At 69.6% G+C, this 13,755-nt stretch carries 12 protein-coding genes and 1 pseudogene; 7 read left to right on the forward strand and 6 right to left on the reverse strand.

Annotation, left to right across the window (positions count from 1 at the left end):
* Nucleotides 1-252 precede the first annotated feature (252 nt).
* The gene (locus AC08OJ_RS05585) at nt 253-1,500 is read left to right on the forward strand and encodes a pyridoxal phosphate-dependent aminotransferase (protein WP_476595212.1); all 1,248 of its coding nucleotides are present in this window, start codon (nt 253-255) and stop codon (nt 1,498-1,500) included.
* A 61-nt stretch (nt 1,501-1,561) separates the two neighbouring features.
* Nucleotides 1,562-3,193: a hypothetical protein gene (locus AC08OJ_RS05590; RefSeq protein WP_476595213.1), complete on the forward strand. Its 1,632-nt coding sequence runs from the start codon at nt 1,562-1,564 to the stop codon at nt 3,191-3,193.
* Here AC08OJ_RS05590 and AC08OJ_RS05595 read toward each other — a convergent pair.
* Nucleotides 3,135-3,755 carry a hypothetical protein gene (locus AC08OJ_RS05595; protein WP_462186444.1) on the reverse strand — a complete coding sequence of 207 codons (621 nt, stop codon included), beginning with the start codon at nt 3,753-3,755 and terminating at the stop codon, nt 3,135-3,137. The two genes, AC08OJ_RS05590 and AC08OJ_RS05595, sit on opposite strands and share 59 nt — an antisense overlap.
* Nucleotides 3,756-4,219: 464 nt before the next feature.
* Here AC08OJ_RS05595 and AC08OJ_RS05600 point away from each other — a divergent pair, with 464 nt between their 5' ends.
* Nucleotides 4,220-4,729 carry a Fur family transcriptional regulator gene (locus tag AC08OJ_RS05600; protein WP_476595214.1) on the forward strand — a complete coding sequence of 170 codons (510 nt, stop codon included), beginning with the start codon at nt 4,220-4,222 and terminating at the stop codon, nt 4,727-4,729.
* Here the strand turns inward: AC08OJ_RS05600 and AC08OJ_RS05605 are convergent.
* The 3 genes and pseudogenes from AC08OJ_RS05605 to AC08OJ_RS05615 form a co-directional block, all read right to left on the reverse strand.
* Nucleotides 4,687-5,220, reverse strand: a complete 534-nt coding sequence (locus AC08OJ_RS05605) for a CapA family protein (RefSeq protein ID WP_476595222.1) — start codon at nt 5,218-5,220, stop codon at nt 4,687-4,689. The genes AC08OJ_RS05600 and AC08OJ_RS05605 overlap by 43 nt on opposite strands.
* A pseudogene (locus AC08OJ_RS05610) lies at nt 5,177-5,881 on the reverse strand (CapA family protein); the annotation flags it as partial. The pseudogene AC08OJ_RS05610 and the gene AC08OJ_RS05605, both read right to left, overlap by 44 nt.
* A gap of 195 nt (nt 5,882-6,076) precedes the next feature.
* On the reverse strand, nt 6,077-6,988 hold the full coding sequence (locus tag AC08OJ_RS05615) for an LLM class F420-dependent oxidoreductase (protein WP_462186461.1): 912 nt from the start codon (nt 6,986-6,988) through the stop codon (nt 6,077-6,079).
* Nucleotides 6,989-7,117: 129 nt separating this feature from the next.
* Here AC08OJ_RS05615 and AC08OJ_RS05620 point away from each other — a divergent pair, with 129 nt between their 5' ends.
* The 4 genes from AC08OJ_RS05620 (at nt 7,118) to AC08OJ_RS05635 (ending at nt 11,166) form a co-directional block, all read left to right on the forward strand.
* Complete coding sequence (locus AC08OJ_RS05620) at nt 7,118-8,317, forward strand: thiamine pyrophosphate-dependent dehydrogenase E1 component subunit alpha (RefSeq protein ID WP_476595223.1); 1,200 nt, start codon at nt 7,118-7,120, stop codon at nt 8,315-8,317.
* Entirely contained in the window at nt 8,314-9,375 is a 1,062-nt protein-coding gene (locus AC08OJ_RS05625; RefSeq protein WP_476591906.1) for an alpha-ketoacid dehydrogenase subunit beta, read from the forward strand. The genes AC08OJ_RS05620 and AC08OJ_RS05625 overlap by 4 nt, the downstream gene beginning before the upstream one ends.
* A 53-nt stretch (nt 9,376-9,428) precedes the next feature.
* Complete coding sequence (locus AC08OJ_RS05630; RefSeq protein ID WP_476591905.1) at nt 9,429-10,799, forward strand: dihydrolipoamide acetyltransferase family protein; 1,371 nt, start codon at nt 9,429-9,431, stop codon at nt 10,797-10,799.
* A 130-nt stretch (nt 10,800-10,929) separates the two neighbouring features.
* Nucleotides 10,930-11,166 carry a hypothetical protein gene (locus AC08OJ_RS05635; RefSeq protein WP_011434531.1) on the forward strand — a complete coding sequence of 79 codons (237 nt, stop codon included), beginning with the start codon at nt 10,930-10,932 and terminating at the stop codon, nt 11,164-11,166.
* Between the two features lie 121 nt (nt 11,167-11,287).
* Here the strand turns inward: AC08OJ_RS05635 and AC08OJ_RS05640 are convergent, their stop codons facing one another.
* Both AC08OJ_RS05640 and AC08OJ_RS05645 read right to left on the reverse strand, forming a co-directional pair.
* Nucleotides 11,288-11,674: a hypothetical protein gene (locus AC08OJ_RS05640; protein ID WP_476591904.1), complete on the reverse strand. Its 387-nt coding sequence runs from the start codon at nt 11,672-11,674 to the stop codon at nt 11,288-11,290.
* A gap of 63 nt (nt 11,675-11,737) precedes the next feature.
* Nucleotides 11,738-13,582, reverse strand: a complete 1,845-nt coding sequence (locus tag AC08OJ_RS05645) for an acyl-CoA dehydrogenase (RefSeq protein ID WP_476591903.1) — start codon at nt 13,580-13,582, stop codon at nt 11,738-11,740.
* Nucleotides 13,583-13,755 lie beyond the last annotated feature (173 nt).

The raw sequence follows: 13,755 nt of genomic DNA on the forward strand, positions 1-13,755 counted from the left end.
GCGGAAATGGCATTGAGACTGGACCCGAAACACAGGATGACGTCCATAATCAGTCGACCTTCGTGCCAAGGAGCGGCACGGCTCTCGGCGACCGGGCACGGATCAGCCGATCCGGCCGGATGAGCACGCAACCGTCGAGTAACGATCATCTACGAAGGTGACTGAGCCTCGGAGTCACTCCCTCGGGGTGAACTCGCCGGCACGCCGCCGGCCGGCAGAAAATCCGCTGGACAGCCCACCTACTCTGGGTAGATGGAGTTCACCCAGTCCGACAAGCTCGCCGACGTCTGCTACGACGTCCGCGGGCCTGTCCTCGACGAAGCGACCCGGCTAGAAACTGCGGGTTCGCGCATCCTCAAGCTGAACATCGGCAATCCCGCGCCGTTCGGCTTCTCCGCACCGCCGGAGGTACTCGAGGCCGTCGTGGCAAACCTTGCGGATGCACAGGGTTACAGCGACTCCAAGGGACTGCTCGCCGCCCGGGAAGCGGTCGTGCGCTATCACCTCCGTAAGGGGGTCACCGGCCTCGACCCCGGCGGGGTCTACCTCGGCAACGGCGTCTCCGAACTGATCATGATGTCGTTGCAGGCGTTGCTCAACAACGGCGACGAGGTGCTGCTCCCCGCGCCCGACTATCCACTGTGGACGGCCGTGGTCAGCCTGTGCGGCGGCCGGCCCGTGCACTACCTCTGCGACGAGTCCGCCGGCTGGGCGCCCGACCCCGACGACATCGCCGCCAAGGTCACCCCGCGGACACGAGCGATCGTCGTCATCAACCCAAATAACCCGACTGGTGCCGTCTACGACCGGCAGGTGCTGGAGAACATCGTCGAGGTCGCCCGCCGCCACCACCTGATGCTGCTGTCCGATGAGATCTACGACCGGATCCTCTACGACGACGCCGAGCACATCGCGACCGCGGCGCTCGCGCCGGACCTGGTCTGCATGACCTTCAACGGGCTGTCGAAGTCCTATCGGCTAGCCGGGTTCCGGGCCGGGTGGATGGTGATGTCCGGTCCGCGCGGCCACGCCTCGAGCTACATCGAGGGAGTGAACATCCTCGCGAACATGCGCCTGTGCGCCAACGCGCCCGGGCAGTTCGCCACGGCCGCCGCCCTCACGGAGGACGGCGGCGCCGGGGACCTCGTCCTGCCCGGCGGCCGGCTGCGCGAACAACGAGACACGGTCGTGAAGCTCCTCAACGACATCCCCGGGGTGTCGTGCGTCCCGCCGCGGGGGGCGCTGTATGCCTTCCCCCGACTGGACCCCGCCGTCTACCCGATCCGGGACGACGAACGGTTCGTCCTCGATCTGCTGTTGGCCGAGAAGATCCTGCTCGTCCAGGGCAGCGGCTTCAACTGGCCGCATCCCGACCATGTCCGGATCGTGACCCTGCCCGCGGTGGACGATCTCACGGACGCCATCGGCCGGATCGATCGCTTCCTGGCCTCCTACAAACACCCCTCCCAGCGACAGCACCCCTCCCAGCGACAGAACTGACGGAGCAATCGACACCATCGGGGAGGTTGTCCACAGGACACCAACGCCCTGTGGACAACCTGTGGAAAAACGGCGTGGCGACGTCCTGCTCGTGGGTCTGCTGGTCGCCGCCACGATCGGGGCGCAGATCGCGCTGCGAGCCCGGATCGATCGTCCGCTCTGGTACGACGAGCTGTGGCGCCCGCACTTCGCGGGGGAACCGTGGCCGACGTTCTGGTCGGAACTGACGGCGGCCAACACCCCGTCCTCAGTCGGCTCACTGGCGCTGACCCGACTGACCGGGACCATCCTCGGCTGGCACAGTTGGTCGCTCCGGCTCGTCGGAGCGGGAATCTGGCTACCGCTGCTCGCTGCGGGCGGCTTCCTGCTCGCGCGGCGGTTCACCGGCCGGGTGCCGGCCGTGGCCGCCGCGGTGACGGCCGCCCTCGCCGGCACCGTCGTCGACACCGGCACACAGCTCAAGCCCTACGTCCTCGATGCGGTGGTCACCCTCGCGGTGACCGCGCTGTGGATAGGACAGGCCACGCTCCCACGCCGGACCGCGGCCGGCGCGCTGGCGCTGCTGTCGCTGCCCGCGGTGTTTCTGCTGGTTCCCCTCGCTGGCTACGACCTGGTCCGCGCGGTGCCCCGACGCACCGTGGTACGCACCGCCGGACGGGTGGGCCCCGCCCTCCTCCTGGCCGGCGCCCACATGATGATCTTTGTGGCGCACCAGTCCAGTCAACGGGCGAGCCATTTCTGGGACGATCACTTCCTCGCCGATCGAGGGATCCTTGGCGGCCTGCGGTTCACGCTCGAACAGACCGGCGCGATTCTCGGTGGCGCTCCGCCCGGGATCGACCGTTATGACCCCAATCTGGTGCACTCCCTCCTCGAGGGGCATCGCCTCCCGACGCTGCTCGTCGGGACGGCCACGGCGGTTGCGCTGGCGCTCGGAGTCCGGGTACTGCGCCGACGCCCCGACGGGATGATCCTTATCGTCGCCTTGATCGGCGCCGAACTGCTCCAGCTCGCGGCCAGCGCCGGACGCTACTGGCCCTTCGGGGCCTGTCGGACCAATCTGTTTCTGGTTCCGTTGCTCACCATCATCGTCGCGGTCGGCGTTGCAGACCTGGCCCGCACGGCCCGCCTGGCCCGCACGGCCCAGGCAGCCAGGCCGGTCGGGCCGGCGCGGCTTCCCGCGGCCGTCGGCCTGATCGCGCTGGCGGTGATGCCGGTCTGCGCGGTCGGCGGGACCATCACGCTGTGGGACGAACGCCACGATCCCCGTCCGATCGAGGCCATGGTCGACGCGACGATCGCCGCCCGCGCCGAGTATCGGGCGGGCGATCTCGTCATCGTCGGCGGCCGACTGGCGCGAGCGGGCTGGCTCTACGCCATGGACCTCAGCGACGACGCATCGCCCGGGGGACCGCCGATCGGGCCCCGGGTACCCCGATCGGCGACAACCTTCCTGAGCGTGATCGGGAAGGACGGCGCGATCCGCAGCCGCCCGCAACCGCCGGACCGGATCCTGCTGTTCATCCTCGCCTACGACCTCCGGGGCACGGCCGCCGAACTCACGTCCCTGCGGCAGGCCGGATGGTGTGAGCAAGAGATCCGGACCTTTCCGCTCACCGGCACCCTGCACGGCCTCACCCGCTGCGCCCCGACGCCGCGGGGGGACTCGCAGTCGCCATCGGCTGTCCGATGAGAGCGGCCAGCGCCCCCCATTCCCGGTCACCGTCCGCCAACGACGACGCGATGCGCTGCTGCAGCACGCCGACCTGGATCCGGGTGCCGTCGAAGAGCTGCCCGCAGGACGCCGCAGCGGCGGCATAGTCCCTGCCGCCGGCATCGAACCGCGCCTGCGCGGCCGCGGTCGGCGGCACCGGCGCGGTCAGCGCCGCCTGCGTGTCGGTGCCGAGGGAGACGCAGACGGGCCGCAGGGAAGCGCCGTCTTGGGCGGCCAGATACGCTCGGGCCGCCGCGACGTCCGTGGCGACCCGGGTCCGCAGACCCTCGCTGCCGTGGTACCAGGAGGCCAGCTCGGCGGAGTCATTCGCAGTGGATGCAGAGCCGTTCGCGGTGGATGCAGAGCCGCCGGTGGTCGACGCGGGTAGCCCGGACGCCGAGTCCGCACCGCCTGTCAGGGTCGCCGCTCCCCCGCCAATCACCAGCACGATCGCGCCGAGAATGGCGAGCCGACTACCGAGGGGGTTCTGGAGCGGATCCGGTTCCCGCAACCACCCAGGTCGGCCGCTACGCCCCGCCATGCATCCCTCCGCCCTGGATCTACTCTGGGCGAAGGTTATGCCTCGGAGCGTCGCAGATCACCGGTGGGTGCGGCCGTCAGCGTGCGGCCGTCAGCGGATCGCCGCCACGAGCTCGGGAATGGCAACGGGTGGCAGCGAGTTACCTCAGGACTTTCCTGCGATCAGGTCGCAAGCGCATTCACACCTCCGCCCAGCACATCCGGGATGAAAACCATTGTCAATAATGTTCAACGGACGCGTGCCCATTCCCGTCGCCAGGCACGCCCAGCGCGGCGAGGAGATGAGAAAGTGAGAACGTGGCCCGTACACCCCAAGAAGCTCACGGGTCCGAGCCGACCCCACGGCTGGTGCACGCCCCGGGCGGGACGGACGGCACAGTCGGGATGAGAGGCACGGACGGTAAGGGCGACACCGGCAACAGACTGAACCGACCAGACAGACTGAACGGCAGCGAAGGGAGCGACGTGAGCACCGCGGGGAACGACACCAGGTCGGCCGGCACGGGCCGGCCGGCCCGCGACCCCCGCAACCAGCGGGATGAGACGGCAGAGCGCCGTCCGGCGCCGAGTCGGGGGACGGCCGTGCGTGCCACCCGGCAGGGCGACGCCGTCTCCGCCGCGCTTGCCGAGACCGACGCCTTCACCAGCGCCCAGGATCTGCACGCCCGGCTACGGGCGCAGGGCGCCGCGGTCGGGCTCACGACGGTGTACCGCCATCTGCAGGTGCTGGCCGACCGCGGCGAGGTCGACATGATCCGCCGGGACGACGGTGAGACCGTCTACCGGCGCTGTGCCTCTGACGACCATCACCATCACCTCGTCTGCCGCTCCTGCGGCCGGACGGTGGAGATCGCGGGACCGGAGATCGAGGTGTGGACCGCCAAGGTTGCCAACGCCGAGGGATTCGTCGACGTCGTGCACACTGTGGAGATCTACGGCACCTGTGCCACCTGCGCGGCCCGACCGGCCACCTGAGCGAGGTGCCCGGCGGAGCAGGGGACGCACCGCGGGGCACAGTGCGCGCAGCCGTCGGTCAGGGTGCCGTCGCCGAGAGGCCGGTGCAGGCGCGCAGGGCGTTCCAGTTCGCCAGGGCCCGGGCTCCCGCGGCACCGGTCACCGGCTGGGGGGGTGCCCCCCACGATCCGGGCGGGTAGCCAGGCAGCGGCCATGACCGCCCGGCCAGCGACGGTCAGTTCCAGCACCCCGGACTCGGTGTTCCGGCCGGCGCCGGAGGAATAGAACACAAAGTTCCCCAACCCGTAGCCGACGTACACTCCGTCGGAGGCCCATCCGGCGCCCAGCAGAACGTGGGCGTGGCTCCCGATGACGACGTCCGCGCCCGCGGCCGCCAGCCGGGGGGGGCAGGGCGCGCTGTGCCTCGTTGGGGCACTGCTGCTGTTCAGTCCCCCAGTGCAGGAAGACGATGACCGTGTCAGCCTCGGCTCGCACGGCTCGCACCAGCCGATCGACCTCCTTTGCCGATGCCAGGCCGGGTTTGTTCGGACCCGCCGTCCAGGCCGCGATCAACTCGTCGTCGAGCACCTGGGTGGCCCCGAGGACGGCGATACGCTGCCCCTTGACCGTCGTCATGTACGGGGCGTACGCGGCGGTGTCGTCCACGCCGATGCCGACGAGCGGAAAGTGCGCATCCCGGGCGTAACGCAGCGAATCCTGCAGGCCTTCGATGCCGTAGTCCATGCCATGGTTGTTGGCCATCGTGACGACGTCGATGCCGGCCGCCCGTACCGCGGTGAACGCGGTGGGCGAAGCCCGGAACACATACGCCTTCTGGGCCGCGGCGCCACGGTCCGTCACCGCCGTCTCCAGGTTCGCGATCGCGAGATCGGCCGCGGTCAGGGCCGCCGACATGGGTCCGATCGCCGTCCGCGGATCGGCGGCGAGCCGCTGACCGGGAGCACCCTCGAAGTGGATGTCGCCGCCGAAGGCGATGGTGACCGGCTGCCCCGTCGGCCGCCGCGGGCCGTCACCGACGGGTGCGGCTCCCGCGGTGGCCGCGGTGGCCGCAGTGGCCCCGGCCGGGGGACCGGTGGTGGCGGAGGCACCGTCGGCGTGCGGCGTCGGCCTCGGACGGTCCTCGCCGTAGGGCACGGCACAGGCGACGAACATGAACCCGACGATGAACCGGCGACGGCCGTGCGCCCTCCTCTGCACCGAACGCACCGAGCACGCCGGCTGGCTGCACCCCGCTCCACGCCAGGCTCCCCCCTCCGTGACGACCACGCCACGACGAGCCACTCGCAAACCGGCCGCGTCCCGGCCGTTCCCATGATCCCGAGCTCGACCGCCGCGGTCCGTCCGACGTCAGAGTGCCGACAGCACCGGTGCCAGTTCGCGCCACTGCCGACGCGGCAGCCCACGGCGGTCGAAGTCAAGCACCTGCACGGCCACCTGATCGGCCCCGGCGTCGAGATGCTCCTTGATCCGCCCGAGCAGAACGTCCGCGTCCCCCCAGGGGACGATCGTGTCGACCAGGCGGTCCGAGCCCGAGCCGGCGAGATCGTCGTCGTCGAACCCGAAACGCCGCAGGTTCGCCGTGTAGTTCGGCAGCCGAAGATAGGACCCGGTGTGCCGGCAGGCGAGCTCACGGGCCTGTTCCGGATCGGTGTGCAGGACGAACGCCTGCTCGGGGACGAGCAGCTTGTCGGGCCCGAGGATGTCCCGGGCGGCAGCGGTGTGCTCGGGTGGCACAAAATAGGTGTGGGCGCCGTCGGCCCGGTCCCGGGCGAGGCCGAGCATCTTCGGACCGAGCGCGGCGAGCACCCGTGGCGGGACACCGGGCGGTGGCACGGCCCGGTACTGCTCGACCGCCATCCGGTCCATCTCGTCGAGGTACGCCGCCATCTGGGCGAGTGGGCGCGTGTAGGAGGCGCCCCGGATGTGCATCAGCTCGGCGTGGGACACCCCGAGTCCGAGCAGGAACCGGTCCGGGTACGCCTCGGCGAGGGCCAGCTGACCAGCGGTCATGGTGAGCGGGTTACGGGCGAGGATCTGCGCGATCCCGGTCGCGATCGTCATCCGGGAGGTGGCCTCGAGCGCCAGAGCGGCGGTGACCAACACCTCGCGCCCCTTGACCTCACCGGTCCACAACGTCGGATAACCGAGATCGTCGAGTTCTGCGATCGCCTCCCGGACGACCGCGGCCGGGGAGAAGTCGAACTGGCCACTCCAGATCCCCACCTTGCCGATCTCACGCCGGGCCGGCGGGCGGGTCATGTGCTGCGCACTCGTCACCGCGCAACCGTACCGAGCAGGAGCGATGGTCACTCGTCACGGCGGGACCGCCGGATCCGGTTGCCACTGTTGTCCGTCCAAGGTCTATCGTTGACGAGTGTGACGGAGCTCATGCAGCTGCTCACCCCGGCCGGCCACCGGATCACCACCGCGTCCACGACGATGGCAGCCGGGCCCGATGCGCCGGGGCCCGATCCCTCCAGAGCCCGCGCCGGCGGGGCGGGCGCCGCGGGAGCGGACCCGCCCCGGACAGCCGCCGATCTGGCCGCCCAGATCGCCGATCTGACCGACGACGACCTGTATGGGCTGTATCGGGACATGGTGTTCATCCGCCGGTTCGACGAAGAGGCGACCAGCCTGCAGCGCCAGGGCGAGCTGGGGCTGTGGGCAAGCCTGCGGGGCCAGGAGGCGGCCCAAGTCGGATCCAGCCGGGCGCTGAGGCCTGGCGACATGGCGTTCCCGTCGTACCGGGAACACGGGGTGGCCTGGTGCCGGGGAGTCAGGCCGAGGGAAATCCTGGCGATCTATCGCGGCACGACGCTCGGTGGCTGGGATCCGGACACTCACGGATGCGCCCTCTACTCGATCGTCGTGGGCTCGCAGGCGCTGCACGCCACCGGCTACGCGATGGGAATCGCCCGGGACGGCACCGACGACGCGGCCATTGCGTACTTCGGTGACGGGGCGTCGAGCGAGGGCGACGTCAGCGAGGCGTTCGGATGGGCGAGCGTGTTCGCCCCTCCGCTGGTGTTCTTCTGCCAGAACAACCAGTGGGCCATCTCAGCGCCCGCTCGGCGCCAGAGCCGAATCGAGATCGTCCACCGGGCCGCCGGCTTCGGCTTTCCGGGCGTGCGGGTGGACGGCAACGACGTGCTGGCGTGTCTCGCGGTGACCCGGTGGGCCCTGGCGACCGCGCGTGCCGGGCGTGGCCCGGTGCTGGTGGAGGCCGTGACCTACCGGATGAATCCGCACACCACGGCAGACGATCCCAGCCGCTACCGTCCGGAGAGTGAACTGGGCATGTGGCGTCGGCGTGATCCGTTGGACCGGATGCGCGCCCACCTGACAGCGCGGGGCCTGCTCACCGAGGAGAGTCTGCGGCAGCTGGCCATCGAGGCGGACGCCTTCGCGCACGAGCTGCGCGCGCAGTGCGTCGCGCTGCCGGATTCGATCCCGACCAGCCTGTTCGATCATGTGCAGGTGGCTGAGAATGAACTCGTGACGGCCCAGCGATCGGCGTTGGCGGCCATGTTCGACGTGGAGGGGCCCGGCGTGGAGGACGAGATGGGCGTACTCGAGGGGAACCGGTGACCAGCGGGGCTGTCGTTGCCGGGGAGCAACGCTCCGACGAGGTCGGTGAGCGGGTCGCCCGCGCCCCGGTCACCATGGCCAAGGCGTTGAACCTCGGGCTGCGTTCGGCGATGGCCGCCGATCCCAAGGTTCTGATCATAGGGGAGGACGTCGGCAAGCTCGGCGGGGTCTTCCGGGTGACCGACGGGCTGCAACAGGAATTCGGCGAGGCCAGGGTCATCGACACCCCGCTGGCCGAGTCGGCGATCGTCGGCACGGCGATCGGGCTTGCCATGCGCGGTTACCGGCCGGTCTGTGAGATCCAGTTCGATGGGTTCGTCTACCCCGCGTTCGACCAGATCGTCAGCCAACTCGCGAAGCTGCACTACCGGTCGGCCGGCCGGATCCGGCTGCCGGTAACGATCCGCATCCCCTTCGGCGGCGGGATCGGCGCCGTCGAGCATCACAGTGAGTCGCCGGAGGCGTACTTCTGCCACACTGCCGGCCTGAAGGTTGTCGCCTGCTCGAACCCGGTCGACGCCCATCACATGATCCAGCAGGCCATCCGGTCCGACGATCCGGTGATCTTCCTCGAACCGAAACGGCGGTACTGGGAGAAGGGCGTGGTCGACCCGCGCCCCCTCGCCGAACTGCCCGCGGACGAGCTCACCCAACTGCACGCCAGCCGGGTCGTGCGCACCGGCACGGACGCGACCCTCGTCGGCTATGGTCCCACCGTGCGGACCTGCCTCGACGCCGCCGAGATCAGCGCGGCGGACGACAGCCGGTCGCTGGAGGTCATCGACCTGCGGACGCTCTCGCCCCTGGACCTGGAACCCGTGCTCGACTCGGTACGCCGGACCGGCCGGCTGGTCGTGGTCCACGAGGCACCGTCCAACGTCTCGGTGTCGGCCGAGGTCGCCGCACGAGTGACGGAGCAGGCGTTTTACTCCCTGGAGGCGCCGGTCCTGCGGGTCACCGGTTTCGACACCCCGTATCCCCCGGCCCGCCTCGAAGACCACTACCTCCCCGACATCGATCGCATCCTCGACGCCGTGGACCGTTCCTTCGCGTACTGAGCATCCTGAGAAGCATTGAGGACCGACCAACCGGCTATCTGACTGGGGTTACCGTGACGCAGCGACAGTTCCGGCTCCCTGACCTCGGCGAAGGTCTGACCGAGGCGGACATCGTCCGGTGGCTTGCCCAGGTCGGGGACACCGTCACGGTGAACCAGCCCCTCGTCGAGGTCGAGACCGCGAAGGCGGTCGTCGAGGTCCCCAGCCCGTTCGCCGGGATCCTGGCCGAGATCCACGGCGCCGAGGGAACAACCCTCGCAGTCGGCGCACCCTTGCTGACCATCCAGACCGCCGACGCCGAACCCGACGGGACGGGTGAGAACGGGACGGGTGGGAACAGCCTGCCGACGTCCCGGGACGCTGGCAGCATCGAGCGCACCCCAGTCCTCGTGGGTTATGGGCCGAGGACGGCCGAGAGCCGCCGGCGCCGCCCTCGACGACCACCTATGCCAGCCGGTCCGGGGCACACAGCTGGTCCGGGGCTCGCCAAACCGCCGGTCCGCAAGCTCGCCCGTGACCTCGGCGTCGACCTCGCCTCCCTCGCCGGCACCGGCCCGGACGGCACGATCAGCCGGGCCGACGTCGAGGCCGCAGTGCGTGCCACCGCCCGTACCGCGCCCCTCGCGGCGCCGCCCACGCGCGATGCCCCGCCGATCGGCGTCGTCCCCGCCGGGGCCACCTTCTCCACCGAGACGCGTACCTGGCACGTGCCTGTCACCGGCATCCGGCGGTCGATGGCGCAGGCGATGGTCACCAGCGTCTCGGCCGCCCCGCACGTCACCGAGTTCCTCACCGTCGACGCGACGGCGACGATGGCCGTCCGGGACCGGATCGCGGCGCTGCCGGAGTTCACCGGAATCAAGATCACCCCATTGCTGTTCGTCGCCAGAGCCCTGCTCATCGCCGTTCGCCGACACCCGATGATCAACTCATCCTGGGTCGAGGACGCGGGCGGTGGCCGGCCGGGGAACGGTGGCCGGCCGGAGATACATGTGTACGACCGGGTGAACCTCGGCATGGCCGTGGCAGGCCCGCGTGGGCTCGTCGTGCCCACCATCCCGGACGCCGGCCGGCTCGACGTCGTCGGACTGGCTCACGCCCTGGCCGGCCTCACCACCGCGGCGAGGGCGGACCGGCTCAGCCCCGCGGATCTGCGCGGCGGCACGATCACCATCACCAACGTCGGCGTCCTCGGCGTCGACATCGGCACCCCGATCCTGAACCCGGGCGAAGCGGCGATCCTCGCCCTGGGCTCGATCCGACCGATGCCCTGGGTGCACGAGGGTCAGCTCACCGTGCGTACGGTGGTACAGCTGGCGCTCTCGTTCGACCATCGCATCGTCGACGGCGCGCTGGGCTCCGCGGTCCTCGCCGACGTGGGTGCCGTCCTCACTGATCCCACGGTGGCACTCGCCTGGTCCTGATCGGCTCATCGGATCCACCAGTTGACCACAAACGGGCACACTGCACGCAAGAGGGGCACACAACAGCCCAGATTCCGCTCCCTGGTACGGTTGCGCCTCTGACCGGCTTCCGGCACAAAGAGGTGGAACCATGACGCGAGTGGAGGCACTGCAGGCCGCGGACGAGTTCGTCGCCAAGGTTCTGACCTCCGCCAACTCCAGCGGCCGGTTCACCGGCACGCTCAACCTGGCTGAGCGGGTCGACCTCACCCTACGAGTGGCTCGGTTTCTACTCGAGGGTCAGTCCTCCTCGGACGCCGACGACATCCTCAAGCGGGACATGCGCAACGAGCTCGATCAGGCGTTCCCGCCGCTACGCACCTCCTGAACCGACCATCCCGGCTCGACCCCGCGGACGAGCGCCCGGTCCGGTTCCCTGGTCCGTCCCCACGGACCGCCCTGGGAACCGGACCGGGCGGTGGGCAGGCGGACCGGTGAAGGAGCACGGTTTAGTGAGGCGACACGGGGTGGTCCCCTTCGACGTGCATGTGGATGGCCGGCTGCCCGTCACCGGAGGTCGCCTCCGGGTGGCGTGAGGGGTTCAGCCGACGATCCTCCTCGGGGGCCAGTCCCAGCTCGCGCCGGTGCGGGGCCTCGAATGGGGCGGACGGGTCGACGATGATGCCGTCATCGAACGGCATGAGCGCGGGCACGCCGTTCTCGACCGACTCTTCGACGATCTTTCTGCGCCACTGGTCGCGGTACAGGGTGAGGCCGAGCCCAATGGCGCTGACGCACATCAGGATGATGCCCACGGCCGTGATGTCGAGCCCGGACGGTTCGGAGCGGACCGCGAAGGCGAGGATGGCGCCGAGGGCCAAGAGTAAAAGACTCAACGGGATTCCCATACCGGCCCATATACCCTGCCGCGACAAGAACGCAACCCCGCCCCGGCAACATCAGAACGCCTCCTCCGGCAGTTCCATGAGCCCGAGGCCGGTGGACTCCAGCGCTACCCGGCGCGCCGTCAAATCCGGTAGCACATTGGCCGCGAACCAGCGCGCGGCGGCCACCTTGCCCTGGTAAAAGGCGGCGTCCCGAGCGGACCGGGCCCCGGCGGATGCCGGAGAATCCTGGGTTCGCAGGGCTACCTCGGCGCCGCGCAGGAGCAGCCATCCGATGATCAGGTCGCCGAGGCTCATCAGCAGCCTCGTCGTATTCAGGCCGACCTTGTAGATCGCGGCGGCATCCTCGGCGGCGCCGGTGAGGAACCCGACCAGCGAATTCACCATGCTCTGGACGTCATCGAGAGCCACCCCCAGCGCCTCCCGCTCCGCCCGCAGTGCGCCGTTGCCGGCTTCCCCCTTCACGAACGTCTGGATCTCGCCCAGCACGGAGGTCAGCGCCTGCCCCTGGTCCCGGACGATCTTCCGGAAAAACAGGTCCTGGCCTTGGATCGACGTGGTGCCCTCGTAGAGAGTGTCGATCTTGGCATCGCGGATGTACTGCTCGATCGGATAGTCCTGCAGGTACCCGGAACCACCGAGGATCTGCAGTGAAGAGGCGAGCAGCTCGTAGGACCGTTCGGAGCCGACCCCCTTGACGATCGGGAGCAGCAGGTCGTTGATGCGTTCGGCGAGCTCGTCGGTCTCCCCCCGCTCGCCGGCCAGCGCAACCCGGTCCTGGAACGTCGCGGTGTAGAGCATCAGCGAACGCATGCCCTCCGCATACACCTTCTGCATCATCAGCATCTGGCGGACATCCGGGTGATGGATGATCGTGACACGCGGTGCCGTCTTGTCCGACGCGCGGGCCAGGTCCGCACCCTGGACGCGGATGCGGGCGAACTCGAGCGCGTTGAGATATCCGGTGGACAGCGTGGCGATGGCCTTGCTGCCCACCATCATCCGGGCGTACTCGATCACCTGGAACATCTGGGCGATGCCCTCGTGGACGTCACCGACCAGCCAGCCGACCGCCGGCGCCCGCTCACCGAACCGCAGCTCGCAGGTGGCGGAGACCTTCAGGCCCATCTTTTTCTCGATGTTCGTCACGTAGACGCCGTTGCGGGCGCCGGGCGCGCCGGTCCGCGGATCGGGCATGAACTTCGGCACCACGAACATCGACAGGCCCTTGGTCCCCGGGCCGTGCCCCTCCGGCCGGGCGAGCACGAGATGGATGATGTTCTCCGGGACATCCCAGTCCCCATTGGTGATGAACCGCTTCACGCCCTCGATGTGCCAGGTGCCGTCGGGCTGCTCGATCGCCCTGGTACGACCGGCTCCGACGTCGGAACCCGCGTCCGGCTCGGTGAGCACCATCGTCGCGCCCCAGTGCCGTTCAATGGCGAACTCGGCGAGCTGGCGCTGCCATTCGTTGCCGAGCCGGTGCAGGATCGCTGCGAACGTCGGGCCGGCCATGTACATGAAGATGGCCGGGTTCGCTCCGAGCAGCAGCTCCGAGGCCGCCCACGCGACGGTCGGGGACGCACCCAGTCCGCCCAGGTGCGGCGGAAGGTAGAGCCGCCACCACTCACCGTCCAGAACGGCCTGGTAGGACTTCTTGAACGACTCCGGCAGGGTCACCGATCCGGTCGCCGGATCCAGGGTCGGCGGATGACGGTCGGCGTCGGTGAAGGACTCGGCAACGGGTCCGGAGGCGAGGTGGTCGAGCTCGGCCAGCACCTCGCGCGCGGTCTCGGCGTCCATCTCCCCGAAGGGACCGGTGCCGAGCGTGCGATCGATCCCGAACACCTCGAACAGGTTGAACTCGATGTCTCGCAGATTGCTCCGGTAGTGGCCCATCAACGGCTCCTTCCCGGGACCGCCGGACATCGTGATCAGCCGATGCCGGCTAGCTACTCGTGAGTACGTTGTTCCCATGCTACTCACGAGTAACCCGTTGACAAGAGCGGCGGCTGGGAAGAAGCCGTCGCGATCCAACTTTTCTCCGACAAACGGGGAAGACCCGAGGCCGG

The sequence above is a fragment of the Frankia sp. CgKIO3 genome (assembly GCF_977946435.1).

What these genes read in the sequence shown, in the direction of transcription:
- AC08OJ_RS05635 (WP_011434531.1), top strand. Translation starts at nt 10,930, where the DNA reads ATGACGCGAGTGGAGGCACTGCAGGCCGCGGACGAGTTCGTCGCCAAG.
- AC08OJ_RS05615 (WP_462186461.1), bottom strand. Translation starts at nt 6,988, where the DNA reads ATGACCCGCCCGCCGGCCCGGCGTGAGATCGGCAAGGTGGGGATCTGG.
- AC08OJ_RS05585 (WP_476595212.1), top strand. Translation starts at nt 253, where the DNA reads ATGGAGTTCACCCAGTCCGACAAGCTCGCCGACGTCTGCTACGACGTC.
- AC08OJ_RS05645 (WP_476591903.1), bottom strand. Translation starts at nt 13,582, where the DNA reads ATGGGCCACTACCGGAGCAATCTGCGAGACATCGAGTTCAACCTGTTC.
- AC08OJ_RS05620 (WP_476595223.1), top strand. Translation starts at nt 7,118, where the DNA reads ATGCAGCTGCTCACCCCGGCCGGCCACCGGATCACCACCGCGTCCACG.
- AC08OJ_RS05595 (WP_462186444.1), bottom strand. Translation starts at nt 3,755, where the DNA reads ATGGCGGGGCGTAGCGGCCGACCTGGGTGGTTGCGGGAACCGGATCCG.